The organism is Streptomyces sp. NPDC098789, from assembly GCF_044759975.1.
Classification (GTDB): domain Bacteria; phylum Actinomycetota; class Actinomycetes; order Streptomycetales; family Streptomycetaceae; genus Streptomyces.
Genome location: NZ_JBIWAJ010000007.1, coordinates 1 through 24,591 on the forward strand (window position 1 = coordinate 1; position 24,591 = coordinate 24,591).

A 24,591-nucleotide genomic window follows, 5' to 3' on the forward strand; every position below is an offset into this window, starting at 1 on the left:
TTGAGCGTAGACACCTTGCTCAACAGCCCTGGGGCTCTGCCCGTTCCACGGTCACTCCGCCGTCACCCGATCGGTGGCCAAGCTGAAAATGCTCAGTGCCCGGGTGGGTTCACCGAGTGCGCTGAGGCGGTGCAGGAGTGCGCTCCCGGTGGCTCCGGTGGCTCCCATGACGACGATCATGCGGTGTCCTTCCTGGTCGATGTGGGCTGGGATCCGTACCAGCGCCAGGTGGTGATGGTGGCGGCGAGCGCCGCGGACAGCGGCAGGTCCAGCCGCAGGCGTCCGGGCCACGCCGAGCCCGACGGGAACGGCGCGGGCCATGCGTCCAGGCCCCGGACGGCGAGGTACGCGACCGCGGCCGCGAGGGCCGCCCCCCACCAGCCCGGCCGCCACCGCCCGTACGGCCTTCGGTGGGGCGACGGCCCGGGGGGCGCGGACGCCGCGGCGCCGGAGCCGGCTCCCGGTGAGGGCGGCGACGAGCGCCGAGGTGCCCGCGATGGAGGTGAGGGCGGCGACGGTCAGGTCGGGCCGGCCCGTGAGCAGCCCGCCGGCCCCGGCGCTCAGTGCGGGGGCGGCGTAGGCGATCAGAACATCGGGCCAGAGGGCGGGCGTGGCGGGCGTGGCGGTCGTAAGGCTTCTTCGATCCCTCATAATTAGGTGCCTAACTATATGGACATGCGAACCTACGCGTCCGCTGGGACGTGCGGATGGGCTGGGTCGAGTCGGGTCGAGCCGGGTCGAGCTGCGCTGGGCTGCGCTGGACTCGGGCTACTGGTCGGTCAGGGCGCCGATGCCCCGGGTGATCCGGGAGAGCAGGTCGAGGAAGACGGTCCGCTCCTCGATGCTCAGGTCGGCCACCATCGCCTGGAGTCGACGGAAGTGGTCCGGGGCCAGGTCGCGCAGCTTCTGCGCACCGCGCGCGGTCAGTACGACCACCGCGCCGCGGCCGTCCTCGGCGGACGGGCGCCGCAGGACGAGCCCGTCCTTCTCCAGGGAGTCGACGAGTCCGCTGACCGTCGCACGGGAGACGCCGAGGCTGGCGGCCAGGAGCGAGGGCGACTTCTCGCCCTCGCTGTCCTCCAGGTCGGCGAGGAGCCGGTAGCGGCCGGTGGACAGCCCGAACCGGGAGAAGTGCACCTCGCTGGCCTGGCCGAGCCGGGCGCCGGCCGCCATGAGGCGTACGGCGACCAGTACGGCCTGGGGGTCGGAATCGAGGCCGTAGTGCTGGATCTGGCGCCGTGCCTGATCCAGTGTCGGGGTCTCCTCGGCCGGGTCCCTCTGTGCGTCCATAGAAATAATATGGAGCCTAACTACTGCCTCTGTCAAGGAGGGGAAAGGAAGGGGCGAGGTGGTCGAAGGACTTACGAGCCCACCAGTCGCGTCCTGCCCAGATGCTCGGCCTGTTCGGCCTGCTCCGAGAGCTCGGTGCGGCGGGCGTGTTCGGTGGAGTGCTCGATCTCCTTGCGCAGGGCGCGCTCGGTGCGCAGCACCGTCGCCCTCGGCACCGGCACCCGCTGTCCGGGCCGCTCGGTGAAGGGCCGCAGTTCTCCGGCGAGCGAGTGGGCGTCCTCGGACGTCCCGCGACGCAGGGAGAGGAACACCCGGGAGAGCCAGTCGGCCGGGATCTGCACCATGGAATCAGTCATATAGGTGCAACGACGGCCCCGCGCGACCGTGACGGAGAACCGCCCGTCTGGCCATACGGTCCGCCACCGGCGAGGTCATCCCACCGGGCCGGCGGACCACTCCACGAGCGGGGGCGACACCCGGGCGCAGAGCGGCAGCCCCCTGCCGTCGGTGAGCCCGAGGCGGGCGCGCAGCACCCCGGAACGCAGCGCGGCCCCGACGGTCTCCGGCGGGACGTCGCCGAGCATCAGCTTGGCCCGGCGGAACATCGTGAAGCCTCCGGCCGCGTCCACCGTGCCCCAGGACAAGTAGACGAACCGCTCGGCCGGCCGCCCCTGCACGTACGGCCCCGTGATGTCGACGACGCCGGATCCGGTCGGGGTCGCGGTGCACTCCACCACCCACGTGGCCGACGGGGCGTCGCCGGGCTGCGGATCGAGCAGCTCGTCCGCGCGCCCGCGCCGTTGGACGGCGACGTGCACGTCGCCGTAGCCGGGAAAGCCGGGCCCGGCGGCGAAGTCCCGCCCCGGCAGATCAGTGGCGTCGATCCGGATCAGCATGGCCCTTATCCTCCCTCCCCGTGGGGGGCCCGGGTCACCTGACGGGTCCTGCGCCGAACCTCGGCGCACGGCGGTACGGGCCCGCCAGCAGGCCGCCGCGTTCGGCGAGGAGGGCTGCCTCGACGCGGCCCGTCACGCCGAATTTGCGCAGGATGACCTGGACGTGGTCCTTGACGGTGCCGGGGCCAGGTGGAGGCGTCCGGCGATCGCGTGGTTGGTCAGGCCCTCGGCGACGAGCACCAGGACGTCGCGCTCACGGGGCGTGAGCGTGCCGAGGGCGGCAGCGGCGCCGCAGTCGTCGTGCTCGCGGCGCTCGCGGTGCCGTGCGGCCAGGTAGTGGTCGATGACCGGGTCGTGGACCGGCGCCGAGAGCATGGTCCAGCCGGCCCCGAGCATCCGGACCAGCTCGACGGCCCGCGCGGGTGCGTCGCCCTTGAGGACGTAGCCGCGCGCCCCGGCGTCCAGGGCGAACCCGACGTACTCCTCGTCGTCGCGGGCGCTGAGCACGCAGACCGGTGGCCGCACGTCCAGGGTGTCGAGGCCGGCCTTGAGGGCGGGTGTGTCGTGCGGGCAGATGTCGAGCAGGACGACGTCCGGTGCCTGGAGGCGGACGGCCTGCGCCGCCCCGGCGGCGGGTACGGACGCGGCGACCTCGATGTCGGCGGCGGACCCCAGGACCTCGGCGAGACATGCCCTGACCCGCGCTTCGTCGTCGGCGAGCACAACCTTGATCATCTCAGCTCCTGACCGGAGCCCCCTGGGAAACCCTTCCGTCCGTCCCCTGCCCGGGAACCGTGCCCGGCAATCCCCGCCGATCGGCGGGTGCCGCCGGCCACCCCGCCCGTTCGATGATCTCGCTGCCGGCCGGCGCCGCACGACCATCCGTACGACCGCACACCTCGGGAACCATGAAGCACAGACACATCACCACCGCCCTGATCGTCGGCCGCGTGGACAAGGACGTCGCCGAGAAGATCGCCACCCACGTCGTAGCGGGAGGGGTGACGGGATGCCTCAGCGGACCGGCCTGAGCCCCGCGTACCGCGGGGCGGCGAAGGTGGCCTCCTACGCGCTGGCCGTCGTCGCCCTGGTACTGCCGCGTCGGCTGCTGGAGATGCCGTACTGGGCGCAACTCCTGAGCGTCCTCCTCGCGACCGGGGCGGTCACCTGGATCCGGTCCCGCGTCGAGCGGGCGCCAGGGGCAGGGGGCTGACCCGTGGTGGACAAGGGCGAGGTCGAGCACGAGTGCGTCCGCGCGGCCTGGGAGTCCTGCCGGGCCCTGGACGAGGAGACCTCCGAAGAGGAGCTTCGGCTGGCGCGGCAGGAAGTCCGGCTGATGACGCACGTCCACGGCAGGCAGGAGCTCCGCCGGGCCACGGTCTTCCTGACCGACCTCCTCATCGGCCGACTGGTGGCCGAACTGGGCCGCGAGGAGCGGGCCGAACGCCTCGACCGGCTGGTCGTTCTGCTGCCTCCCGTGGTGCGCAGGCTGTCCGGCCTGGAACTGGTCGACCCGGCGCAGGTGCCCATGGTCGTGGGCGTGCTCGCCGCGGCCGTGATGGACCTGGACGCCGTGGCGTGGCGGGACGGGTTCGGAGGGATCGGCCCGGCGGAGGGGCTGCACCACCACTTCGTGCTCTGGCTCCTGGCCGACCTGCACGACACCCTCCTCGACCACCCCGGCGCCGCCGACACGGCCGTACGAGCCGCCATCGACCGGATGGAGGGAACAGCCGCCTGACCGTGCCCGGCCCTGCGCGGCACCCCCGTGCCCGCGCCGGACCGGTACACCGCGCCCTCACCCCCCGCTGATGAACACCCCGGCCCTCCTCAGCACCGGCGGCGACGTCGGCACCCGCATGCTCGACGTCATCCGGCCTTTCGGACGCTGTCGATGATGCGGGTCCAGTTGTCGCTGCCGTGTCCGTTCTCGATCGCGTGCCGGTAGTGGGCCTGGACGGCCAGGGGGAGCGCGAGGTCGAGGCCGATCGACGCGCTGGTCTCGACGATGTGGTCGGACGTCGCGCCCATCATGGTGACCGTGCTGAGGGCGCCGGGATGCTCTCCGGCGTCCAGGGCGGCGCCGGGAGTCTCTTCATTGGCCCTGAGGATGGCGCCGATCGAGTCCGTGAAGGAGAGCAGCTCCGGCAACGTCTCCGCGGCCTTCAGCCCCGCGGTGCCCAGCATCGCGGTGGCGTGCATCAACGCGGACAAGGTGGTGAGGAACACCGTGAGTTGGGCCTGGTACATCATCTGGGCGAGGCCGGGATCCTCGCCCAGGTGCTTCGGCGCGCCGAGCAGCGCCAACGTCGCCCGGTGGCTCTCCAACACCTCGGCGGGGCCGCTGTAGTAGACGAAGCCCGCCTCCGTCCCCACCATCGGCGCCGGCACCATGACCCCACCGGTGAGGAAGGCGGCGCCGTGGCCCGCGGCCCAGGCCGCCGCCTCGCGGGTGCGGTCGGGGGTGTCGGAGCTCAGGTTGACCAGGGTCCGGCCGGCGAGCGACGCGGTGGCGCCGTCGAGGACGTCGTACATCGCCGGGTAGTCCGTGAGGCTGAGGAGCACGAGGTCGCTCGCCTCGACCGCCTCGCCCGGTGTCGCCGCGAGCGTCGCCCCGTCGGCGACGACGCCGTCGGCCCGGCCGGCGGTGCGGTTCCAGACGGTGACCGGGTGGCCGGCGGCGAGTAGGACGCGGGTCATGGCCTGGCCCATGGGCCCGAGTCCAAGGACGGTGACGGTGGCGGCGCTGTTCTGCCTGGTGGTGGCGGTGGTGGTGGCGTGCTGCTGGTGTCGCTGCTGTTGTTCGTTCACTCCTCCATGCTCGGAGAGCGCCACTATTCTCGGAAGTACCCACTAATTACTTCGGTACTTACCTTTCAGTAAGGGGATCAGCGGTGGCCAAGGCACCGAGGCGCGGGCCCTACATCTGTGGCATCGACGCCGCGCTCGACGTGGTGAGCGGCAAGTGGAAGGGGCTGATCCTCTGGGAACTCGACACCCATTCCGTACGCCGCTTCGCCCAGCTCCGCCGCGGTCTGCCCGGCGTGAGCGAGAAGATGCTGACGCAACACCTGCGGGAGATGGAGGAAGACGGCCTGGTGCACCGGAAGGTCTACGCCGAGGTGCCGCCCCGGGTGGAGTACACCCTGACCGAGCACGGACGCACGCTCCACCGAGCGCTCGGCCCCCTCGGCGCCTGGGGAGCCGACCGGGTGCGCCGCGAAGGCACCGCGGTGGTCGAGGTGGTCGAGGTGGTCGAGGCCGCCCCCTAGGCCATGCCGGCCCGGTGGTCCTGGTGGCGGGGGCTCCAGCCGAGCTCCCGGGTCGCCTTCGCGTGCGAGACCCGCAGCCGGGTGTCCAGCATGAGCGCGCCGAGGTACGGGACCATCAGGCGCAGCGCCCAGGCCGGAAGCCGGAGTTGGCGTCCGCCGCGCGCCGTGGCGAGCTCGCTCCAGTCGGAGGGCCGGTCGTCGACGATGTTGTACGCCTCGCCCGCCCCGCCCTTCTCCAGAGCGGCGACGGTGGCCTCCGCGGCGTCCTCGACGTGGACCCACGGCACCACTCCGCCCCCGCCCATGGGGACGGGGGTGGTCCGGCTGCCGGGAGTGGGGTCGAACCAGGTTCCCGGGCCGTAGAACACTCCGTACCGCAGAGCGGTGCCCGCCACGTGGTCCGCGGCGAAGAGCCGGCCCTCGGCTTCCACGAGTCCGGTGATGACGTGGTCGGCGACGGTGCCGCCGCGGACGCCGAACGGGTCCTCCTCGGTGAGGAACCGGTCGCCGTGGTCGCGGTAGCCGTAGCCGAGGACGAGGGACTGGGTGAGGAACCTGCCCGCTCCTAGCACCCCGGCGGCCTCCAGCAGGTTCGCCGTGCCGCGTTCGCGCAGCAGGTTGCTGGGGTCGTCCGCGGTCAGCGTCCGCTTGGGCGCCTTGAGCGCGGTCAGCTGGTGGATCACGGCGTCGGCCGAGAGGCCGTCCAGGGCGCGCAACAGGCCGTCCCGGTCGAGCGCGTCCGCGGACACGGGTTCGGCGCCGAGGGCCCGTACGGCCGAGGCGGAGCCCTCCGTGCGGGCGAGCGCCAGCACCTCGTGCCCGTCGCGGATCAGCGCGCGGGTCAGCGGACGGCCGATGGCGCCGGTCGCCCCGGCGAGCAGGACTCTCATCGTCTACCTCCTGAAGTCGTACCCGCGGCCTCGTGGCCCCGCGGGTACGACCAGAGGACAACATGAGCGGCCCGGGCGCGACAGCCCGAGGGCCACGGCCCGGATGATCTTCATCACCCCGGCCGAACCCGGAGCCCCCGCACGGAGGTTCCTCAGGAATCGCGCCGGCGCCGCAGCTCGTCGGCGAGGGTCAGGAAGACGGACAGGTTGGGGAAGCCGGGAGCCGCGAGCGTCAACCACGGCTTGCGGTCGCCCCGGCGGCGGATCGCCACCCGGCCCAGCTTCACGTCGACCCGCTCCACCTCCTGCCAGCCGATGCGGTTGCCGGCGTGCCCGACGCCGGAGGTGTCGATGTCGACCAGGCCGAAGTCGATCCGTTCACCGGCTGCCAGCCGGGCGGCGTCCCGCTGCACCCGTGCGTGGCTGAACGCACTGCCGAGGCCGTCGGCGAAGTGGACCATGTCGCTGAACTCTTCCCCCACCACGAACTCGGCGTCCTGCTCGGGCTTGATGATCAGCCGGCGCGTGGTGGCGCTGGTGACCCCGTTGGTCACCTTGACGTCGTGCCGGGTGACCGAGGCGATCTCGTCCCAGCGGTACGCCCACGTTCCCCTGCCGTCGACGTGCCGGAGGACGCCGTTCACGTACCAGGCCACCCAGACCTGCGGCGCCGGGTGGAACAGCCAGGTGAAGAGGACGAACCCGACGAACCCCAGCGGGATCGCGGCGAGAAGGAGCAGCGGAAGCGAGTGGTACCAGGCGCCATCCGTCCGTTGGTCCTCGATCGCGTACGACACGGCTATCCAGCCCAGCAACGCGCCCAGCGCGCCCACCGGCAGCACGGCGCCCCACGGGAAGGACTTCGGGTCGTTCCGCACCAACCCCCTCCGGGCTCCCAGCCCGTGTTCCTGCGCTGTGACGCGTAACGCGTCCGGGACCCGTGCGGCACCACGCTCCGACGACACCCAAGCCTCCCCCACCCGGAAACCAGGGCCCCATTATGGAGCTCCGGCGCCCGCGCACGGTAGAGCCACCATCCGGTCGACCTTCCAACTCGAATCCAAGGCGCGGTAGTTGATTTCGAGGCGGTGGCGGCGCTACTCCCGGGGGAGTACGGGAGGGTCCGGGACGCCCGGGGGAGTACGGGCGATCTCCTGCGCCGGCGTGAGGGAACGGCCCTTCCGGGGCGGGACGCTGGAGGAGACCGGGCGGGCCATCGGGGCCACCGGGCAGAGTCCAGGGGGAGGGTCCGTGATGGGGCGGACAGCGCGAACAGGTGCACACCGCAGGGTGGTTCCGTGGGGCGTTCTGGTGCTGTGGGTGATCGCGATCGCCGTCGCCGGGCCGTTCGCCGGCAAGCTGGCGGACGTACAGCGTGACGGGACGGCGGACTACCTGCCGTCGGGAGCCGACTCGACCCAGGTGGCCAGGCTCCAGGAGAAGCTGCCCGGCGGCGAGGTGACCGGGCTGCTGCTCGTCTACCACCGCGACGGCGGGCTGACCGCCGCCGACCGGACCACCGCCGAACGCCAGGTCGAGGCGGTCACGGTCCCGGCGGTCCCGGCGGTCCCGGCGGTCCCGGCGGTCCCGGCGGTCCCGGCGGGCACGACGAGCACGACAGGCACGACGGGCACGACCGACGGAGGGTCCGCCGAGCACCGTGCGGCGCTCGCCGGGTCGAAGGATCCCCGGGACTTCGGCGCGATCCTCCGCGGACCCGGTGTGCCGTCCGCGGACGGCACCACCCTCATGTACGCGGTGTCCACGACCGCGCCCGGCACGGACGACGCGGCGAAGAAGGCCTTCGTCGAGGCCGTACGGGACCACGCGCACGGGACCGGCGGGCTGACCGTGTCCGTCGGCGGCGAAGGCGCCGTGGACGTCGACGCCAAGGAGGTGTTCGGCTCCATCGACGGGACGCTGATGCTGGCGACCGGCCTGGTGGTGGCCCTGCTCCTCGTCCTCACCTACCGGAGCCCGGTCCTCTGGCTGGTGCCGCTGGTGGTGGTCGCGGTGGGTGCGCTCTGCGCGCGGGCCGTCGTCTACGGGCTCGCCTCCGGCTTCGGGCTCACCGTGACCAGCCAGAGCGCCGGGATCATGACGGTCCTGGTCTTCGGCGCGGGCACCGACTACGCACTGCTGCTCGTCGCCCGCTACCGCGACGAACTGCGCCGTACCCCCCGCCCCTACGAGGCGATGCGCACCGCGCTGCGCGGGTGCGGGCCGGCGGTGCTGGCCTCCTGCGGGACGGTCGTGGCGGGGCTGGGCTGTCTGCTCGCCGCGGACCTCAACAACATCCGCGGCCTCGGCCCGGTCGGCGCGGTGGGCGTGCTGTGCGCGCTGGTCGCGATGATGACGCTGTTGCCGGCGATCCTGGTGCTGCTCGGGCGGCGGGTGTTCTGGCCGCTGATCCCCGCGTACGGCGGCGAGGCCGAGCAGCGCGGCCGGGGCGTCTTCGCCGCGATGGGGAGTTCGGCGGGCGAGCGGCCGGTCGCCGTGCTCGTGACGGGGGTGGTGCTGCTCGGCGCGCTGGCGCTCGGTGTGTTCAACCTGCCCGGGGCGCTCAAGCGGGAGGACGCCTTCACCGACAGGCCCGAGTCGATCGCCGCCATGGGAACACTGGCCGAGGCCTTCCCCGATCGCAGCAGCCGGCCCATCGAGGTCATGGCGCCCACCGGAGCGGCCGACCGGATCCTCGCCGAAGCCAGGTCCGTCGAAGGCGTCGCGAGCGCGGCGAAGGGCCGCGAAGGCGGCGGCTGGACCGAGATCGCCGTCACCACCGAGGCCGCGCCGGAGTCCGCCGGGGAGAGCGCCGCCATCGATCGGCTGCGGGCCGCACTCGACGGCGCGCACGTGGGCGGCGCGAGCGCCCGGCAACTCGACCTGGCCGCGGCCAACGCCGACGACCGGCTGATCGTCATCCCCCTCGTTCTCGCTTCGGTGCTGCTCGTCCTCGTCCTGTTGCTGCGCAGCCTCGTCGCCCCGCTGCTCCTGGTCACCGCCGTCGTGCTGGTGTGGGGGGCGGCGCTGGGGATCGGCGGACTGCTCTTCGGCCCGGTCTTCGGATTCGCCGGCGTCGATCCCGGGCTGCCCCTGCTGACCTTCGTCTTCCTGGTCGCCCTCGGCGTCGACTACGGCATCTTCCTGATGCACCGCACCCGCGAGGAGACCCGGGGCGGCGCCGAACCGGGGCAGGCCGCGCTGACCGCGCTCCGCACCACCGGCGGGGTCATCGCCTCGGCCGGCATCGTCCTGGCGGCGACCTTCGCGGTGCTCGCCTCGCTGCCGCTGGTGATGTTCGTGGAGATGGGCACGGTCGTCGCGGTCGGGGTGGTCCTGGACACCTTCCTCGTCCGCACGTACCTGGTGACCAGCGCCGGCGTCCTGCTCGGCCGCCGGATGTGGTGGCTGGGCCGGCCCCCCGTCGCCCCGGTCCCCGTCGCGGGACCCGCCCTGGAGCTGGTCGGCGACCGATGACGGGAGCGAGGATGGCCGGGTGGCAGAAGTGACCGACCCCCCGAGCGCGGCCGAGCACGTCCTGCGCGTACTGCACCAGGACCCCCTGTCGGCCGCGCACCCCACGCGGAACGACGCGGCGATCGCGGCCGGTGTCGCCCTGCTCTGCGGGGCCCTCGCGTACGCCGACACCGCGATGCGACCGGACGCGCTCGGGTGGGCCCTGCTCGCCTGCTCCGTCCTGCTCCTGGTGTGGCGGCGGCGCCACCCGCTCGGGGTGGTGGTCGCGGTCGTCGCCTGCGTCGCCTCGTACCAACTGCTCGACAACGCCCACGCCGCCCCCGTACCGGCCGCGATCCTCGCCCTGTACACCGTGGCCGCCACCGGTACGGTCCGCCGGACGGCGGCGGTCGGCGTGTGCGTCGTGGGCTTCGCGGCGAGCGCCATGTCGTCCAACGGCGTCCACCGCGTCCTGGACGTGCTGCGCACCTCCGGCTGGCTGGTGGCGGCCCTCGTGCTCGGCGTCGCCGTCCGCAACTACCGCGCGTACCTCGCCGAGGAGAGCAGCCGGGCCGAACAGGCCAACGACCGCAGGATCGGGGAGGAGCGCCTGCGGATCGCCCGTGACCTGCACGACCTGCTGGCCCACAGCATCACGCTGATCGGTGTCCGTACGTCGATCGCCGCCCACGTCCTGGCCGTGGATCCGGACCGGCTCGACCGGGCGGCGATCGCCGAGGCGCTGGACTCCATCGCCGACACCTGCCGCGAGGCCCGTACGGAGCTCCGCACCACCCTGACCGTCCTGCGCGCCGACGAGCGCGGGCCGCTGCCGGACCTGGCGGGGCTGTCCGATCTGGTCCGCACGGCCGAGGCGGAACTGACCATGGACACCGACGGAGTCCACGTCCCGCCGGCCGTGGGGGCCGCCGCCTACCGCATCGTCCAGGAGTCGCTGACCAACGCGGTGCGCCACGCGGGGCCGGCCGCCACCGTCCGGGTCCGCGTGGCGGCGGCGGACGGGGCCCTGCGGCTCACCGTCAGCGACGACGGTCGGGGTCCGGGAGCGGGTTCCACCACCCCGGGCTTCGGCATCGTCGGCATGGGCGAGCGGGCCCGCAGCGTGGGCGGCACCGTCCGGACGGGCCCCCGCTCCGGAGGTGGCTTCGAAGTCGCGGCGAGCCTGCCGCTCCCGGCCCGTTCCCCGGAGGCCTCCGCGTGAGCACACCGCCCGACGGTCCCGGCCGCGCCATCCGGGTGCTGCTCGCCGACGACCAGACGCTCGTACGGGCGGCCTTCGCGATGCTCATCGAATCGGCTCCCGACATGGCGGTCGTCGGACAGGCCGCGAACGGGCGGGAAGCGGTGGAACTGGCCCGCACCGAGCGGGCCGACGTCGTCGTGATGGACATCAGGATGCCGGGCACCGACGGCATCGAGGCGACGCGCCTGATCGCCGCCACCGAGGACCTGGCCGGGGTGAAGGTCCTGGTCCTCACGACGTACGACACCGACGAGAACGTGGTCGAAGCGCTGCGGTCCGGGGCCTCCGGCTTCCTCGTGAAGGACACCAGGCCGGCCGAACTGCTGGCCGCCATCCGCACCGTCGCCGGGGGCGAGGCACTGCTTTCGCCGGGCCCGACGGCCCGACTGATCGCCCGGGTCCTGCGCACCCCGCGCTCCGCCCCGGCCCCCGCAGCCCTCGACCCGCTCTCCGACCGGGAACGGGAAGTCCTCACCCTCGTGGCCAAGGGCCTCAACAACACGGAGATCGCCGACGCACTGGCCCTGAGTCCCCTCACCGCGAAGACCCATGTGAGCCGGATCATGGGGAAATTGGGGATACGCGACCGGGCCCAACTCGTGATCGTGGCGTACGAATCAGGACTCGTGGTGCCGGGGGACCGGGCGCCGTGAGCCCGTCCGCCCCGTCCGAGGGGGCAGGGAACGCGGCGCACGAGCGGGGCGCCGCGTGTGACCGCCGCTCGCCTCAGGCCGAGGCCGGCGGGTCGGACGATTCGGCGGCGCGGCGGTATTCGGCGTTGATGCGCTGAGCTTCTTCGAGTTGGTCCTCGAGGATGATGATGCGGCAGGCGGACTCGATGGGGGTGCCCTGATCGACGAGTTCGCGGGCGCGGGCGGCGATGCGCAGCTGGTAGCGGGAGTAGCGGCGGTGTCCGCCCCCGGAGCGCAGCGGGGTGATGAGGCGGGCTTCGCCCAGGGCTCTGAGGAACCCTTGGGTGGTGCCGATCATCTCGGCGGCCCGGCCCATCGTGTACGCGGGGTAATCGTCGTCGTCGAGACGGCCGAACGAGTCGTCTGCTGTCATTGCACCTCTCTCGTGGAACGCGTGGAGGGGCCTTGGTGCCATATGGCACCAAGGCCCCGAAGGAACTACTACACCATCTGCCGGCCCTGATACTGCACCGGCCTTCTGATTCCGCCGACCCGACCGAGCTGCTGTCGGGGGTGCGGGGATCGCGGTTGCTTGACCGGAGACCACCTCACTATCGATGTCCTGCGGTACCCGGGCTCAGACTTCCGCCCGGGCGATCCTGATGGCGCTCGGCTCCTCCGTTCTTCCCTCGCTGATCAACTACGTGTCAAACGGGTGTGGCGAACCACTGGTACTGCTGATGGCGGCCCCTGACCACTGCGGGCCACCCGGTCCGGTCGTCAGCCCCGTCGCCGTCCTGCGACAACCCTGGCTTCGGAACTCCACCACCGCACCGTCCTGCGCACTGCAACTGCGGATGCTGCCGCCCGGCAGTTCGTCTCTGCCGGGCCCTGCTGTCTCTCTGGGCTACGAGAGAAACCATAACCACGGCGCAGGCCAATGTCTACTCCAGCCGGGATAGATTTTCGCGCTCGCCGAGGGCAGCTAGACCTCTACGGTCGGCCCAGCATCTGTAAGCGCCCTGCGCCGCAGGTCAGGCGCTCGGGAGGGCACGAGCGGATCGCGTCGGGATCGCGTGGGAATCGGCTCCCGAGGCCGTGCGGAGGCGGGTACGCGAGAGGGCCCGACCGGCATGTGCCGGTCGGGCCCTCTCGCTGTTCGTACGTCGGCTCGCGCCGGTCCTGTCGGTCAGGCGGTCATCGGGGCACCGAGCGCCGCGGAAGCCTGCTCGATCGGGCTGAGGGCGCGCGAGGGCGCGGCGGCCGGGGGGAGGTCGCGGCAGGTGAACCCGAGCTGGGTCATCGCCCGGACGACTTCAGCAGCGCTGAAGTCCCGTCGGTCCTGGCGGGTGACGACCTGGCCGACCTGCTTGACCGGGTAGGTACGGCGGCCGATGATCACGGACTCACCGATGACCGGCTCGGGCTTGACCCCCTTCATCGACTCCAGGACACCGTTCTTGGTGAGGTCGAAGGGGAAACGGGCGATGACGCAGCGCATGGTTCCTCACAGGGAGACGTAGGGGACGATCGTGCGGCGGTGCGGCGGTGCGGCGATTGGGCCCGCGAGGGGGAACTCAGGCCGCCGCGTCGAAGGCGGACCGTCGTGCGTTCGCGCGCCGGGCGGCCGAGGCGGGGCCGCGCCGGCCGCGGGAGGCCGTGCTGCGCTTGGGCCGCTCGGACACCGGTGCGGTGATGGTGACGGGGATGCCGGACGGTGCCTGGGCGCCGGTGATGCGGTTCAGGGCCTCGTCGCCCGAGCGGACCTGGGTGGTCTGCGGGGTGATGCCCGCGGCCGCCATCAGGCGGGCCATCTCGCGGCGCTGGTTGGGGGTGACGAGGGTGACGACGCTGCCGGACTCACCGGCGCGGGCGGTGCGGCCGCCGCGGTGCAGGTAGTCCTTCGGGTCGGTCGGCGGGTCGACGTTCACGACGAGGTCCAGGTTGTCGACGTGGATGCCGCGGGCCGCGACGTTGGTGGCGACCAAGACGGTGACGTGGCCGGTCTTGAACTGGGCCAGGGTCCGGGTGCGCTGCGGCTGGGACTTCCCGCCGTGCAGGGCCGCGGCGCGGACCCCGTTGTCGAGAAGGTCCTGGGTGAGGCGGTCCACGGCGTGCTTGGTGTCCAGGAACATGATCACCCGGCCGTCGCGGGCCGCGATCTCCGTCGTCGTCCGCTGCTTGTCGGCGCCGTGGACGTGCAGGACGTGGTGTTCCATCGTGGTGACGGCGCCGGCCGAGGGGTCGACCGAGTGCACGACGGGGTCGGTCAGGTAGCGGCGGACCAGCAGGTCGACGTTGCGGTCGAGGGTGGCGGAGAACAGCATCCGCTGGCCCTCGGGACGCACCTGGTCGAGCAGGGCGGTGACCTGCGGCATGAAGCCCATGTCGGCCATCTGGTCGGCCTCGTCCAGGACGCTGATCGCGACCTGGTTCAACCGGCAGTCACCACGGTCGATGAGGTCCTTGAGGCGGCCGGGCGTGGCCACGACCACTTCGGCACCGGCGCGCAGCGCGGCGGCCTGGCGGTAGATGGGCATGCCGCCGACCACGGTGGCCAGGCGCAGCTTGACCGCCCGGGCGTAGGGGGTGAGGGCGGCGGTGACCTGCTGGGCGAGCTCACGCGTCGGTACGAGGATCAGCGCGAGCGGCTGACCCGACTCGGCGCTCTGGCCGGCCGTACGGGCCAGCAGGGCGAGGCCGAAAGCGAGGGTCTTGCCCGAGCCGGTGCGGCCACGGCCGAGGACGTCACGGCCCGCGAGGGTGTTCGGCAGCGTGGCGGCCTGGATCGGGAACGGCGTGGCCACGCCCTCACGGGTGAGCGTGGCGAGCAGCTGGGCCGGCATGGCGAGGTCGGCGAAGGCCTCGACGGCGGGCAGCGCGGGGGTGATCGTCTTCGGCGGTGCGAACTCGCCCTGGATCGCGGCGGGCCGGCGGCCGTATCCGCCCGAGCGGCTCGGGGCTCCGGAGCGGCTCTGGGGCGAGGAGCCGAAGCGGCTGCCCCGGCCCGAACCGGCGCTGTTACCGAAAGCGGGGCCGCCGGTGCGGCCGCGGGAGGAGCGGTTGTTCGAACGCGTGGGGTTCATGCGGAACCTTCCTTGATACGGCACGTATCAAGGAATTCCCGCAGCGTAGGAGCAGCGCAGGGAATTGCGAGAACGGGCCGAAATGGAATGCAAAAGCGGATCTGGCGGACAGATAATCTGTTCGGGCTCAGGCGCTGGAATGAGTGGCGTCAGGTGGACGCGAAAAACAAAGAAATCGACGCGGATGCGACCCGGAACGGGCCGGTCGGTCGAGTGTTCTCATGCTCAATGCCGCGGGTGGACGCACCGCGGGAAATGCATGCAGCTGGGACCCACACCCCGAGGGATGCGGGCCCCAGCTGCAGAACGCGTGTCAGCGCTTAGGCGGGAACGATGTTCTCGGCCGTCGGGCCCTTCTGGCCCTGCGCGATGTCGAAGGTGACCTTCTGGCCTTCCTGGAGCTCGCGGAAGCCCTGGGCGGCGATGTTCGAGTAGTGGGCGAACACGTCAGGGCCGCCACCGTCCTGCTCGATGAAGCCAAAACCCTTTTCCGCGTTGAACCACTTCACGGTACCAGCAGCCATGTCAAATCTCCTTTGGGGCAATACGCAGCGTCTGCACTGTGCGGACACCGTGTCGCCGCGATGATGCCCCGCCCGGAAAGTGACCGGGAAATACAAAGCGCTTCCAGGCGGAACGAATTCCGGCTGGAGGCGCTTGAAGTTCTTGGGTACCAAAACTGCAACCGAGATCGACAGTAGCACGCCGCGGTGGCTCGTGCGTGTTGAATACTTCCGTCGGCGGTGCTGCGGTAGAAACTCTCCCCACTGGGTGCATTAAATCCTTAGGCCGCGGTGACAGATATTGATTCGCCCCGAGCGCAGTGTTTTTGCGTGCTCGGCGAGGCGCCGCGCGCCCGCGCGCACTGGTGTGGTGCGCCGGGGTGGTGGACCGGGACGTGTCCGTGCCGCTCGTCGGTCAGAGGGGCTGGCGGGGAACCTTCAGGGAGTCGAGCCAGCTGATGAGGCGGGCTCCCTCGCGGGTCATGATGTCCGGGTCGCGCAGGGCGTTGGCCAGGAGCGACATGCCCTGGTAGCCGGAGACGAGGGTGACGGCGAGGTCGTCCGGGTCGGGCAGGCCCAGGGCGCGGAACTGCTGTCCGGCCCAGTCGAGCAGGCGTCGGATCACTGCGCCGGCCTCGGCGTCGAGGGTCCCGTCCGCGCGCTTGTCGAGTTCGACGGCCAGGGTGCCGGTGGGGCAGCCGTAGCGGGCGGCGGTGTCGCGCCCGCCGACCCAGGCTTCGATCAGGGCCTTGAGGCGGTCGAGCGGGTCGGGCAGCCGGTCCAGCCGACCGGTGAGTCCGTCCAGGTGTGCGCTGTGCTCGGACAGTGCGGCCCGGACCAGCTCGTCCTTGGTCTTGAAGTAGTAGTAGACGTTCCCGACGGGGACGTCGGCCACGCGCGCGATGTCGGCGAGGGTGGTCCGTTCGACCCCCTGCTCGTGCAGGACCCGAGCCGCCGCGGCCGTGAGCCGTCGGCGCTTGTCGGTCGCTCGCGCCCGGGGCTTCACTGAGTCAGTCACCTGACCAACTATAGACAGCGCCCGGGGCGACCGTGTTAGGGTCCATCCAAGTCAGCCAACTAACTAAGTAGCTGACCGACCGACTGACCAGCTGACTACCTCGGGGGATTCCGATGATCGTGGTGACCGGTACGACGGGCAACATCGGGCGGACGTTGGTGCCGCTGCTGGCCGAGGCCGGCGAGGAGGTCGTGGCCGTTTCGCGGCAGCCGCGGCCCGCCCGGCTCCAGGCCGGCGTTCGTCACGCCCGGGCCGACGTCGGGGATGCCGAGAGCATGCGGCCGGTCCTCGATGGCGCCGACGCCTTCTTCATCCTGCTGGGCGGCGAGCTCAACGGCCACGGCGAGAGCCCGACGGCCCTGTTGGACGCGGCCGGGGCGGCCGGGGTCAAGCGGGTCGTCCTGCCTTCCTCCCAGATCAACTCCACCCGCCCCGAGGCCCTCTCGCACACCCGCCTGCGCGAGTTCGAGGCTGCCGTGCGCGCGTCCGGACCGGACTTCACCATCCTGCGCCCGGGGGCCTTCGCCTCCAACGCCTTCGCCTGGGCCGAGTCGGTCCGCACGAAGCGCGCGGTCTTCGCCCCGTTCGCAGAGGTGGCGCTGCCCGTCATCGACCCGGCGGACATCGCCGGGGTCGCTGCCGCCGCGCTGCGCGAGGACGGCCACGCGGGCCGTACGTACGACCTGACCGGCCCCGAGGCGATCAGCCCCCGGCGGCAGGCCGCGGCGATATCCAGGGCCTTGGGCGAGGACGTGGCCTTCGTGGAACTGTCCCGCGAGGACGCGCACGCTCACATGGCGCGGTTCATGCCCGAGGACGTCATCGGCGGCACGCTGGACGTCCTCGGCGTCCCGCTGCCGGCCGAGCGGGAGATCAGCCCCGACGTGGAGAGCGTCCTGCACCGCCCGGCCGGATCCTTCGGTGACTGGGTCGCGCGCAACCTGCCGGCCTTCCGGTAGGACCGGGTGCGGCGGCCCGGGCGAACTCGATCCGGCGAGCGCCGACGTGTGGCACGGGGGAGGGCGCGGCGTCAGTGGAGGTTCTTCCAGAACGCGTAGTCGTGGTCCTTCGCGAACTCCGTGCGCTTCCACGGCCCCGAGGTCAGCGACTGCACGTGGCCGCCGCTGCGAAAGTCCGGCCGATCCGTCGTGCCGGACCCGGCGAAGTCCACCCAGGTCCGCGTCATCCGCGTCCCGAGGCGCTGCTGCTTCTCCGTGAGCTTCTCGTACAGGGGCGGCTTGAGGTCGAAGAGGAAGGGCAGCTCCGACATGTGCGAGGCGCGGGGCTCGAAGCTGAGCTCCGGGAAGCCGGCCCATGAGGCCGTGTCGCGCTCGCCGAACTCGAACATGCGGGTAGGCGTCCACCGCGACATCAGCCGGGCGGTGTCCAGCGTCGGGACCGACCAGCTGTGGTCGGTCCGTACGGTGGCGAGGGCCTCGCCGGCCGAGCCGAAGCCGCTCAGCGGGTATCGCGCCAGGACGGCGTCGGCCTGCTCCTCGGACTCCTTGAACTCCTTGCGGATCTCGCTCTCGTACGCCTCGGGCGGCATGGGGCCGCCCTCCAGCTCCGCGCCGAGGATCCGGCCGCGCGTCGGTCGGGCGTCAGGCCGTCAGGGCCGCGAGCTCCGCGTTGGCGCGCTCGGTGACCAGGGCGAGGACGCGGCCGGCGGCGGCCAGGTCCTCGGTGGGTATCGCGCCCCAGACGCGGGCGCCGATGGGGGCGGTCTCCGCGGCGGCGGCGGCGAGCAGCTCGCGCCCCGCGTCCGTGGGGCGAAGGTGTGCGCCGTCCGCCACGAGCAGTCGCTTGGCCAGCAGTTCGTCGAGAGCGGCGCGGATGTCGGCCGGATCGGCCTTGAGGGAGCTCCGGACCTGGTCGACGAGATCGTCCGGAGTCTGCGGGGCATCGGCGGTGACGGCGGCGCGCAGGGCGACCTGCTGCTGGAAGGTGACGCCGTGCCGGGCCAGGACGTGCTCCAGGACGCCGCGGGCGGCGTAGTGGGCCAGGCCGAGGGCGCGGGCGTCGGCGAGGGGTGCGGTGGTGGTCATGATGGTGTCCCCTTGGTGCTCTCGTTGGTGCTCTCGTCGTTCGGTACGGAGGGAGCGAAAGGCACGTCGAGCAGGGTCGTCAGCTCGTCGGTGAACGCGAGCGTCCGCGGGGCGTCGAGGCCGCCGAGCGGCTCCAGCAACTGCTGGAGCAATTCCTGGACCACCACGATGGCTCGCCCCGTGACGGCCCGGCCCTGTTCGGTGAGGGCGAGCTGCACGGCGCGCGGGTCGCGGGGATCGCGGGTGCGCTCGATCAGGCCGGCCGACTCCAGGGCGCGCGCCAGCTTCGAGACGTACAGCGCCTCCAGGCCGGTGTGGTCGGCGAGCCGGCGCTGACTGGGCCGCTCGCCGGCGCCCTGCATGCCGTGCAGCGACGCGACCAGCGAGTACTGCGCGTGGGTGAGGCCCAGCGGAGCCACCGCGCGATCGACCGCGACGCGCCACTTGTTGGCGAGCCGCCAGACCAGAAAACCGGGCGTGGGGCCCAGCGGAACCTTGCTCATGGCAAATAGAGTACATGGCTACTATGTCCATGGCTACTATTTTGAGAGCGGCAGCGGGCCGTGTGCAGGCCCGGAGGGTCCAGGCGAGGGGGCGTTCATCGACGGCCTCCGGGGTTCTCCTCGTAGAGGCGCGACGTCTCGATGCCTTCGCTGGAGCGGTACTTGAGACCGTGTTGCTGGTAGCTGGCCGGGGAGCCATGGGTGCGTAGGAAGACGAGCTTGCCGAAGGTCATGCCGGGCCGGACGCGTACGGGCCGGGTGGCTCGGATCTCCAGGGTCCAGCGGATCGCGTGGCCCTGGTGACCGAGCGGCGCCGATACGTGGACCCAGATGCCGAGGGATCCGGTGGTCCGGTCGCCGTTGAGGAGCTGGGCATAGGTCTCGGAGCCTGTGCGCTCCAGGGTGTGGCCGAGGTAGAGGTGGCCGGGCTCCAGTACGTATCCGTCGTCGGGGAGGGCGAGCTCGCGGAAGGCGGTAGGAGCGGCGGCGTCGAGGTCCCCCTCGCAGACGCGGAGGGTGCTTCCCAGCCGCCAGTCGTACGCGTTGGGGGACAGGCGGCTCGGGTCGTACGGGTCGATGGCGAGGTGGCCCGCTGCGTGGGCGGCGGCTATGGCCGGTCCGGTCAGGATCACGACGCCGCCTCCGATGCGTCGAGGTCGCGCCAGTAGGCGGAGGACTGGGGACCGGAGGCCGCCTGGTACTTGCCCGCGTACAGGTCCACCGTGCCTTCGGAGACGAAGAACATGATCTGCCCGATCTTCATCCCGGCGTAGACGCGGACGGGGCGGGTCGGGGTGAGCATCAGCGTCCACTGCCCGTGGAACCCGATGTCCCCGATCGGTGCGGTGATCTCGACGAAGAGGCCGAGGCGGCCCACGGAGGAACGGCCGAACAGCAGCGGGACGAAGCAGTCGGAGCCCACCTCCTCCTGGGTGTGCCCCAGGTACAGCTCGCTGGGTTGCAGGGTGTACCCGTCGTCACCGATCTGGATGCGGCGCGTGGGGTTGGGGCGATGCGAGTCCAGGACCCCCTCCGCGTAGGTGAGAAGGACCGGTCCGAGGCGGACGTTGTAGCTGTTCGGGTTGACCTGGGAGGGCAGGAACGGATCGATGCGCAACCGCCCGTCCTGTGCCGCGGAGGTGATCTCGGGGCCCGTCAGGATCATTGGTCGTCTCCGTCTGTCAGTGTGCTCCGGATCGCCGAGCCGAGACCGAGGCCGGCGGGGTGGGTGCGGCCGCCGAGGCAGCTGTCGGCCAGGTAGTCGGTGGTCAGGACGCTCGTAAGCCTGGCCGGAAGGGGGTCGGGGGAGGTGACGAGCGGGCCGACCCGTTCGGTGAGGTGGGCGGCGAGGGCCTCAGGGTCGTGGCGGTGGGCCGGCGCGACGCGGGCCTCGACCAGGGTGTTCGCGAACGGCTCGATGGCCAGCAGGTCGCCCGTAGTCAGGACCTCGCCCAGCAGTGTCGTGCGAACGGTGGTCTCGTTCAGGACGACCGCCTCCCTCCCCAGTCCGCTGCGGAGCCGGTCGGCGACGTCTCGGAGGAGGGCACGGCGGTCGAGCTGGTGGTTCCGGTAGGGCTTCGCGATCCGTCCGAGGGGTTCTGCCAGCTGGGCCTCGACCGTGGCCATTCGGTCCCGCAAGGAGGCCAGCTCGAGTGGCAGGTCCGGTCCCAAGGCCTCGGCGGAGTCCGGGAACAGAGCCGTACGTCCGCCCCAGCCGACGGGACCGGGCGCCGCGATGGCGTAGCCGACGGTGAGCTCACGACCCTTGAGGACGATGGTGTTGCCGACGCGGGCAGGACCCGTGTGCGGGCTGTGGCAGTGGCCCGCGAAGATCACGTCCAGGAAGGGGCAGGCTTCGGCGAGCCTGAGGTCCTCCTCGAAACCGGAGTGACTGAGAAGCACCCAGGAGTCGACCTCGTGGTGGTGCGCGAGCATCAGTTCGCGCAGCGCTTGCACCGGGTCGGTCGCCCGGTGTCCGGCCCGCTGGCCGACGGGGATCGAGTCGAACGCCTGGAGACCGATCACCCCGGTGACGGCCGTACGCCGACCTGCGACCTCCACGATGCGAAGGTGCTGGAAGAGGGCGTTGCCGCTCGCGGCGTCGACCGTGTTCGCGCACACGGTCCTTCGGCGGAGCACCGGCTCGAAGTAATGCGGCCAGCCATGGTTCCCCGGCGCGATGACGTCGTACAGACCGAGCAAGATCTCCCGTTCCAGGGCACCTTGGCCAAGCCGGTAGTAGCCGGTGCCCTCGAAGAAGTCACCGCAGTCGACCAGGAGATTGTCCGCTCGCGACTGGTGAAGGTGGCCGAGCAGCAGGTCGCCCGCGCCGAGGGCGGAGTGGACGTCGGTGGTGGCCATGATCTGGTGTACCGAACGGCTCGCGGTCATGGGGTGACCTCGCAGATGTCAGCGCCGAGGTGGAGGAGCTTGCCGGGCAGGTCGGCGTGGCCTCGGCGGAGCTGGTCGACGCCGCCAAGGGTGGTGATCCCGCGGGCGGTCAGGGCGGCGACCATCAGGGCGGATCCGGTGCGGATGTCCGTGGCCTCGACACCGGCGCCGGTCAGGCGCTGCGGCCCGGTCAGCCGGCACTCGGTGGACGAGATCTCGTCGATCTTGGCGCCGAGCCTGGCCAGCTGCGGAAGCAGGTTGCCGTGTCGGCCGGGATTGATCGAGTCGGCGAACAGGTGTGTGCCGGGCTGGCTCAAGGCCAGGGCCATCAGCGGGGGCTCGAAGTCCGCGTCCAGACCGCCCGGCGACAGCGTGGCGATGGCCCGCAAGGGCTGACCTGTCGGCCGGGCGTTTCCGCCGTCAACGAGGAGGGCCTCGTCTCGGACTGAGGTAGGGATGCCCAGACGCTGGAGCGCGGCCTGCAACGGCACGAGGTCGCGCCCGCGGATGCCCTCGATCTGAGCGTTGCCCCCGGTGGCGGCCACGGCACAGGCCAGGGTCCCCGCCTCGATCTTGTCGCCCGGTACTCGCCAGGCGGGGATCTCAGCGGGGACCACCGCGGTCGTGAGGTCGAGGACCTGCTCACTGACCCGGGCCTCCCAACCCGCCGAGCCGAGGGCGTCCAACACCGCGAGGACTTCCGGCGACAGGTTCGGTAGACCCAGGCGCAAGGCCCGGCCGGCGACGACCGCACGGAGCACGGCGGCGATCGTCGCGCCGCGCGACCGGAAAGGCAGCGCGAGGGAGACCACGCCGGTACGCCGTTCACCGGCCTCGACGATGTAACCGGCGTCCTGGACGGTCACCCGGTCACCGAACGCCTCGTACACCTTGAAGTGCAGCTCCATCCCGCGCTCCCCGATCCGGCAGCCACCGGGCCAGGGCAGTCGGGCGCTGCCCTGTAGGGCGAGGAGGGCGGGCACCAGGTAGTAGGAGGCTCGGATGCCCGCGGCACGGCCCAGATCGGGAGCAGTGGGCGCGGTCTCCGGTGACATGACCAGGAGGCTGCCCTGCTGTCCGACGGCCTGGGCGACATGCCAGCCGGCCCCTTGGATCAGCGCCAGCATGGACTGGACGTCTGCGCTGGCCGGGACGTTGTCCAGCTGGACCGTTCGTCGCACGGCTGTCGCGGCGGCCAGCATCGGCAGGGCGGCGTTCTTGGAACCGTCGACGGTGACGGAGCCGGACAGAGGGCTCCCCGGGCGTACTGCGATCACCTCAGGGTTCGATGCAGAGGCTTGGGTGAGTGCCACGATCAACTCCTCCTGGAGGGGTGCGGTTCCACCAGGCAACCGGTTCGTGGACGGGCTCCGCGATGTCCTGTGCGGGCGCTGCATCGCTTATGCACGTTGTGCATGGCGCGCAAGTTCTCTGCCGTTAGGCTCTGTTGAGCAGGCAGGATCGGTCTCGGCAGAAGGGGCCGTGGCGCAGATGGCCGACACACAGGGCGAGGCACACCGAATCGGTGAGCTGCTCCGCCAAGCGCGGGTCTTACTGGGCCGTTCACAAGCGGACGTGGCCGCCGATCTCGGCTACCACCAGTCGAAGATCAGCCGCCTGGAGGGCGGGCGCGGAACCGAGGACATCCGAGTCCTCCGTGAAGTCGCCCGCGTCCTGCGGATCCCGCCGGCCCACCTCGGGCTGGCGGAGACCGCCTTGGAAGCCGAGCCCGACTATCCGGAGACCGAGGACATGCTGCGCCGCCGTACCCTGCTTGCCGCCAGTGTCACCATGCTCGCCACCCCCGTACCCGCGGCAGCGCATCCGGCCCTGGTCCAGGCTCTGCTTCCCGGCGCACTGCCGGCTTCGACGACCGAGTCACCCTCCGCGGAACAGCTTCGGCAGCGAGCCATGAACGTGCGGCGGCTGCTGACCACATGCGACTACGCGGAGCTGGAGCGAACGCTTCCCAGCCTGATCACGGATCTGCGCCAAGCGGCCCGCAGCTCTCGGCAGCCGGAGGAGGTGTCCCGCTTCCTGGCCACCGCCTACCAGACCTCGGCCAGCCTCTTCCTCAAGCGGGGAGACGCGGGCACGGCGTGGCTCGCCGTCGGCCGGGCCATGGCCGAAGCGGAGCGCTTCGGTGACCCGCTCGTCCTCGCCGCCAGCGTTCGGCTCCAGGCGCACGTCCTGGTGCGTGAGCGGCACGCTCGCCAGGCGGTCAGGCTGATCCAGCACACCGCTTCCCAGCTCACCGGCTCGTACGACCGCCGCTCTCCGCACCATCTCGCCGTCCTCGGCCTGCTCCTGCTTCGCGGAGTCACGGCCGCGAGCCGCGCCGGCGACCGAGCCGCGACCAGCGAGTTCGTCGCCGAAGCGAAAGAGGTCGCGCAATACGTCGCTCTGGACCAGCCGGACGTGTGGGCCAACTTCAGCCCGACCAACGTCACGCTGCACCAGATCAGCGCCGCCGTGTCCTTCGGTGACGCAGGCATCGCCCTCGACGCGGCCCGCCCGCTCATGCGCCGCCACATCCCGGTACCCGAGCGCCGAGCTGCCCTCTGGATCGAGACCGCCCGGGCCTACGCCCAGCAGGGTCGTCTCGCCGACGGCTATCAGGCCCTGCGGATCGCCGAGACCTGCGCCGCCCAGGACGTGCGCCGTCCGGCCGTCCGCGAACTGGTCGCCGACATGGCCGCCCGGGACCGCCGTCGTACGCTGCCAGAGCTCCACCACTTCAACCGCCGACTGGGAGTACCCGCGTGACCGAGTCGCAGCGCAAGCCCTTCCTGTACGTCGTCGTGTGCGCGGCCGGGGTGGCTGACGATGTCGGCAGACTGATCAGTGCCGCACAGGAGCGGGGCTGGAACGTGGGTGTGGTTGCAACACCCCAGGGTCTCGGCTTCCTGGACGCCGCGGCTGTCGAGGCGCAGACTGAGTACCCGATCCGCTCGGCGTGGCGCTCACCCGGTGAGGCGCGGCCGTTCCCGCCGGCCGACGCCATCGCCGTCGCACCGGCCACCTTCAACACCGTCAACAAGTGGGCGGCCGGCTTCGCGGACAACCTCGCCCTCGGCATCCTGTGTGAGGCCACTGGCATGGGAGTCCCGACCGTGGTCCTTCCGTACGTGAACAGTGCTCTCGCCGCTCATCGGGCGTACCAGAGAAGCCTGGCCGAGCTTCGCGAGATGGGCGTCCTGGTCAGCAGCTACCAGCCCCACCCTCCGAAGTCCGGCGGAGGCGCCGACCGCTTCCCCTGGCTGGAGGCGGTCGAACTCCTGGCCCCAGCAATGCATGCCGAAGTCGAACGTCCTTGAAGTGCGACGACGTCGGGGAGAACATGCC

30 protein-coding genes are annotated in these 24,591 nt (G+C 71.7%); 10 read left to right on the forward strand and 20 right to left on the reverse strand.

All coding sequences use genetic code 11. The annotated features are described in order from the left end of the window. Window positions 1-51: 51 nt before the first annotated feature. The 5 genes from ACIQWR_RS16330 to ACIQWR_RS16350 all read right to left on the reverse strand — a co-directional run bounded on the left by ACIQWR_RS16330 (window position 52) and on the right by ACIQWR_RS16350 (window position 2,921). Window positions 52-651: a hypothetical protein gene (locus ACIQWR_RS16330; RefSeq protein WP_404009403.1), complete on the reverse strand. Its 600-nt coding sequence runs from the start codon at window positions 649-651 to the stop codon at window positions 52-54. A gap of 117 nt (window positions 652-768) precedes the next feature. Then, window positions 769-1,290 carry a MarR family winged helix-turn-helix transcriptional regulator gene (locus ACIQWR_RS16335; RefSeq protein ID WP_404009406.1) on the reverse strand — a complete coding sequence of 174 codons (522 nt, stop codon included), beginning with the start codon at window positions 1,288-1,290 and terminating at the stop codon, window positions 769-771. Between the two features lie 71 nt (window positions 1,291-1,361). Then, a complete protein-coding gene (locus ACIQWR_RS16340; protein WP_404009409.1) occupies window positions 1,362-1,634 on the reverse strand; it encodes a hypothetical protein in 273 nt (90 codons plus the stop codon). Between the two features lie 87 nt (window positions 1,635-1,721). Further along, on the reverse strand, window positions 1,722-2,186 hold the full coding sequence (locus ACIQWR_RS16345; RefSeq protein WP_404009412.1) for a DUF5990 family protein: 465 nt from the start codon (window positions 2,184-2,186) through the stop codon (window positions 1,722-1,724). Window positions 2,187-2,318: 132 nt separating this feature from the next. After that, a complete protein-coding gene (locus ACIQWR_RS16350; protein ID WP_404009415.1) occupies window positions 2,319-2,921 on the reverse strand; it encodes a response regulator in 603 nt (200 codons plus the stop codon). A 173-nt stretch (window positions 2,922-3,094) separates the two neighbouring features. Between ACIQWR_RS16350 and ACIQWR_RS16355 the strand changes: the two genes are divergently transcribed. From ACIQWR_RS16355 to ACIQWR_RS16365, 3 genes are read left to right on the forward strand one after another with little or no spacing between them, the layout of a single operon-like run. Beyond that, window positions 3,095-3,217 (forward strand): hypothetical protein, encoded by a 123-nt coding sequence (locus tag ACIQWR_RS16355; protein WP_404009418.1) that lies wholly within the window; start codon window positions 3,095-3,097, stop codon window positions 3,215-3,217. After that, entirely contained in the window at window positions 3,196-3,399 is a 204-nt protein-coding gene (locus tag ACIQWR_RS16360; RefSeq protein ID WP_404009421.1) for a hypothetical protein, read from the forward strand. Before ACIQWR_RS16355 ends, ACIQWR_RS16360 begins: the two co-directional genes overlap by 22 nt. A gap of 3 nt (window positions 3,400-3,402) precedes the next feature. Further along, on the forward strand, window positions 3,403-3,927 hold the full coding sequence (locus ACIQWR_RS16365) for a hypothetical protein (RefSeq protein ID WP_404009424.1): 525 nt from the start codon (window positions 3,403-3,405) through the stop codon (window positions 3,925-3,927). Between the two features lie 128 nt (window positions 3,928-4,055). Here the strand turns inward: ACIQWR_RS16365 and ACIQWR_RS16370 are convergent, their stop codons facing one another. After that, complete coding sequence (locus ACIQWR_RS16370) at window positions 4,056-4,997, reverse strand: NAD(P)-dependent oxidoreductase (protein ID WP_404009427.1); 942 nt, start codon at window positions 4,995-4,997, stop codon at window positions 4,056-4,058. An 83-nt stretch (window positions 4,998-5,080) separates the two neighbouring features. Here ACIQWR_RS16370 and ACIQWR_RS16375 point away from each other — a divergent pair, with 83 nt between their 5' ends. Further along, complete coding sequence (locus ACIQWR_RS16375) at window positions 5,081-5,458, forward strand: winged helix-turn-helix transcriptional regulator (protein ID WP_404009430.1); 378 nt, start codon at window positions 5,081-5,083, stop codon at window positions 5,456-5,458. On the opposite strand, the gene ACIQWR_RS16380 is transcribed toward ACIQWR_RS16375, so the two are convergent. Together ACIQWR_RS16380 and ACIQWR_RS16385 are read right to left on the reverse strand one after the other, a co-directional pair. Beyond that, a complete protein-coding gene (locus ACIQWR_RS16380; RefSeq protein WP_404009433.1) occupies window positions 5,455-6,348 on the reverse strand; it encodes an NAD-dependent epimerase/dehydratase family protein in 894 nt (297 codons plus the stop codon). The two genes, ACIQWR_RS16375 and ACIQWR_RS16380, sit on opposite strands and share 4 nt — an antisense overlap. 152 nt (window positions 6,349-6,500) lie before the next feature. Beyond that, complete coding sequence (locus tag ACIQWR_RS16385; RefSeq protein WP_404009436.1) at window positions 6,501-7,226, reverse strand: DUF6585 family protein; 726 nt, start codon at window positions 7,224-7,226, stop codon at window positions 6,501-6,503. Window positions 7,227-7,602: 376 nt separating this feature from the next. Here ACIQWR_RS16385 and ACIQWR_RS16390 point away from each other — a divergent pair, with 376 nt between their 5' ends. Genes ACIQWR_RS16390 through ACIQWR_RS16400 form a run of 3 tightly spaced genes read left to right on the forward strand, consistent with a single transcriptional unit; the run spans window position 7,603 to window position 11,721 of the window. Next, the gene (locus tag ACIQWR_RS16390) at window positions 7,603-9,825 is read left to right on the forward strand and encodes an MMPL family transporter (RefSeq protein WP_404009439.1); all 2,223 of its coding nucleotides are present in this window, start codon (window positions 7,603-7,605) and stop codon (window positions 9,823-9,825) included. Between the two features lie 19 nt (window positions 9,826-9,844). Then, window positions 9,845-11,026 carry a sensor histidine kinase gene (locus ACIQWR_RS16395; protein WP_404009442.1) on the forward strand — a complete coding sequence of 394 codons (1,182 nt, stop codon included), beginning with the start codon at window positions 9,845-9,847 and terminating at the stop codon, window positions 11,024-11,026. Continuing rightward, window positions 11,023-11,721 carry a response regulator gene (locus ACIQWR_RS16400; RefSeq protein ID WP_404009445.1) on the forward strand — a complete coding sequence of 233 codons (699 nt, stop codon included), beginning with the start codon at window positions 11,023-11,025 and terminating at the stop codon, window positions 11,719-11,721. Before ACIQWR_RS16395 ends, ACIQWR_RS16400 begins: the two co-directional genes overlap by 4 nt. Before the next feature lie 73 nt (window positions 11,722-11,794). Here ACIQWR_RS16400 and ACIQWR_RS16405 read toward each other — a convergent pair whose 3' ends face one another. The 5 genes from ACIQWR_RS16405 to ACIQWR_RS16425 form a co-directional block, all read right to left on the reverse strand. Continuing rightward, complete coding sequence (locus ACIQWR_RS16405; RefSeq protein ID WP_404009448.1) at window positions 11,795-12,133, reverse strand: MerR family transcriptional regulator; 339 nt, start codon at window positions 12,131-12,133, stop codon at window positions 11,795-11,797. A 756-nt stretch (window positions 12,134-12,889) separates the two neighbouring features. Beyond that, entirely contained in the window at window positions 12,890-13,201 is a 312-nt protein-coding gene (locus tag ACIQWR_RS16410) for an SCO5918 family protein (protein WP_404009451.1), read from the reverse strand. 76 nt (window positions 13,202-13,277) lie between these two features. Next, window positions 13,278-14,786: a DEAD/DEAH box helicase gene (locus ACIQWR_RS16415; RefSeq protein WP_404009454.1), complete on the reverse strand. Its 1,509-nt coding sequence runs from the start codon at window positions 14,784-14,786 to the stop codon at window positions 13,278-13,280. A 320-nt stretch (window positions 14,787-15,106) separates the two neighbouring features. Then, complete coding sequence (locus tag ACIQWR_RS16420; protein WP_020133169.1) at window positions 15,107-15,310, reverse strand: cold-shock protein; 204 nt, start codon at window positions 15,308-15,310, stop codon at window positions 15,107-15,109. Between the two features lie 394 nt (window positions 15,311-15,704). Next, window positions 15,705-16,307: a TetR/AcrR family transcriptional regulator gene (locus tag ACIQWR_RS16425; RefSeq protein WP_404009457.1), complete on the reverse strand. Its 603-nt coding sequence runs from the start codon at window positions 16,305-16,307 to the stop codon at window positions 15,705-15,707. A gap of 113 nt (window positions 16,308-16,420) precedes the next feature. On the opposite strand from ACIQWR_RS16425, the gene ACIQWR_RS16430 reads away from it, so the two are divergent. Further along, window positions 16,421-17,266 carry an SDR family oxidoreductase gene (locus ACIQWR_RS16430; RefSeq protein ID WP_404009460.1) on the forward strand — a complete coding sequence of 282 codons (846 nt, stop codon included), beginning with the start codon at window positions 16,421-16,423 and terminating at the stop codon, window positions 17,264-17,266. Between the two features lie 71 nt (window positions 17,267-17,337). On the opposite strand, the gene ACIQWR_RS16435 is transcribed toward ACIQWR_RS16430, so the two are convergent. The 7 genes from ACIQWR_RS16435 to ACIQWR_RS16465 form a co-directional block, all read right to left on the reverse strand. Next, window positions 17,338-17,856, reverse strand: a complete 519-nt coding sequence (locus ACIQWR_RS16435; protein ID WP_404009463.1) for a carboxylesterase family protein — start codon at window positions 17,854-17,856, stop codon at window positions 17,338-17,340. Window positions 17,857-17,908: 52 nt separating this feature from the next. After that, window positions 17,909-18,352: a MarR family transcriptional regulator gene (locus ACIQWR_RS16440; RefSeq protein ID WP_404009466.1), complete on the reverse strand. Its 444-nt coding sequence runs from the start codon at window positions 18,350-18,352 to the stop codon at window positions 17,909-17,911. Further along, window positions 18,349-18,855, reverse strand: coding sequence for a MarR family winged helix-turn-helix transcriptional regulator (locus ACIQWR_RS16445; RefSeq protein WP_404009469.1), 507 nt, complete (start codon window positions 18,853-18,855; stop codon window positions 18,349-18,351). Before ACIQWR_RS16445 ends, ACIQWR_RS16440 begins: the two co-directional genes overlap by 4 nt. Window positions 18,856-18,950: 95 nt before the next feature. Next, window positions 18,951-19,487: a dCTP deaminase domain-containing protein gene (locus ACIQWR_RS16450; protein WP_404009472.1), complete on the reverse strand. Its 537-nt coding sequence runs from the start codon at window positions 19,485-19,487 to the stop codon at window positions 18,951-18,953. Beyond that, window positions 19,484-20,020 (reverse strand): dCTP deaminase domain-containing protein, encoded by a 537-nt coding sequence (locus ACIQWR_RS16455; RefSeq protein ID WP_404009473.1) that lies wholly within the window; start codon window positions 20,018-20,020, stop codon window positions 19,484-19,486. Before ACIQWR_RS16455 ends, ACIQWR_RS16450 begins: the two co-directional genes overlap by 4 nt. After that, window positions 20,017-21,246 carry a metallophosphoesterase gene (locus ACIQWR_RS16460; RefSeq protein WP_404009476.1) on the reverse strand — a complete coding sequence of 410 codons (1,230 nt, stop codon included), beginning with the start codon at window positions 21,244-21,246 and terminating at the stop codon, window positions 20,017-20,019. Before ACIQWR_RS16460 ends, ACIQWR_RS16455 begins: the two co-directional genes overlap by 4 nt. Beyond that, window positions 21,243-22,523, reverse strand: coding sequence for a UDP-N-acetylglucosamine 1-carboxyvinyltransferase (locus ACIQWR_RS16465; protein ID WP_404009478.1), 1,281 nt, complete (start codon window positions 22,521-22,523; stop codon window positions 21,243-21,245). Before ACIQWR_RS16465 ends, ACIQWR_RS16460 begins: the two co-directional genes overlap by 4 nt. A 214-nt stretch (window positions 22,524-22,737) precedes the next feature. Between ACIQWR_RS16465 and ACIQWR_RS16470 the strand changes: the two genes are divergently transcribed. Both ACIQWR_RS16470 and ACIQWR_RS16475 read left to right on the forward strand, forming a co-directional pair. Next, entirely contained in the window at window positions 22,738-24,012 is a 1,275-nt protein-coding gene (locus ACIQWR_RS16470; protein ID WP_404009480.1) for a helix-turn-helix domain-containing protein, read from the forward strand. Continuing rightward, a complete protein-coding gene (locus ACIQWR_RS16475; RefSeq protein WP_404009481.1) occupies window positions 24,009-24,563 on the forward strand; it encodes a flavoprotein in 555 nt (184 codons plus the stop codon). Before ACIQWR_RS16470 ends, ACIQWR_RS16475 begins: the two co-directional genes overlap by 4 nt. The last annotated feature ends 28 nt before the right edge of the window (window positions 24,564-24,591 follow it).